General features: G+C 54.9%; 1 protein-coding gene. It reads right to left on the reverse strand.

Going from position 1 to position 1002, the window contains the following annotated elements; genetic code table 11:
• Nucleotides 1-14 precede the first annotated feature (14 nt).
• Nucleotides 15-1002: matrixin family metalloprotease (locus tag AWB67_RS38465; protein ID WP_087660912.1), on the reverse strand; the 988-nt coding region annotated here is incomplete at its 5' end.

Genomic DNA, 1002 nt, shown 5'->3' on the forward strand with positions numbered 1-1002 from the left:
ATCCACTTCGTTGCTCAGTTTACGTGGATGGGAATGTAGGTAGCATTGTTGCTCGGCACGCTGTCCGGAACTGTGCTGTCGATATCAACGATCGTACCGACCCAGTAGTTTGCGCCCTTTGCAAGATCAGATGGGATCGTCAAAGTCCTACGGTAGGTCAGTACGTTGTTGCGCGAAAGCGTCATCCCAGTGTTGGTGGCAACGCGTCGATCTGTCCGCGAGATAATGTCGTTGGTCGAAATGTACCAACCCGTGTTCACAGTCTGCGTATCCTTGCCGTTATTTTCATAAGTGAACTCGACTTGAACCGCCTGACCAGGAACGACGTTATAGCCGGTCTCGCCGTTGACGGACACCGTTGCAAGCGGCACTCCCGACGTGTCATAAATGGCAGTTTTGACGTGGTGAGAATACTCGCCGTTGGCAGACGAATACTTCCAATGTGCGACGCCCAGGTCTTGGTAGTTAAAGGACCACGGGCCGTACAGGGCAATCGCGCCATCGCTCGCATCTTCACCCAGATAGCCGCGCGCCGCGGAGCCATTTGCCCAGATGTGCTCGAAATCGTTTCCCATGATGTTGTACTCGGTGTTCACGTGCTGCAGGCCCAAGGCGTGCCCGAGCTCGTGGACGCCGGTGCTCTGCAGCTGCCGCCGTGTCCCGGTGTACATGATGATGCTGGACTTTAACTCGTCCGCAGTCCATTGGAACGGTGCACGGTAATCGAAGATGACGTCAGATTCGTCTCGATGGGTAACGGTACCGACGATCGGTAGCCAATAACAAGTATCGTTCGAGTAGGTGATCGCCGGTGCGCCCTGAAGAATACTATTGTTGGTGCTGCCCCATACCTCGTTCTGGCCGTTGCTTAGCGCAAGATTCCCGGTGTCGGTTACGAGCGAGAAAAAGAAAGGAGTCGGGTTTTGATTGACAAGATCGACGGTCCGCTGCAGTCCGTCTCGCCAGTATCCTGTCGGAAAACTCGTCGAGCTTGCCCCCATA

The organism is Caballeronia terrestris (assembly GCF_001544515.1).
GTDB classification, from domain to species: Bacteria; Pseudomonadota; Gammaproteobacteria; order Burkholderiales; family Burkholderiaceae; genus Caballeronia; species Caballeronia terrestris.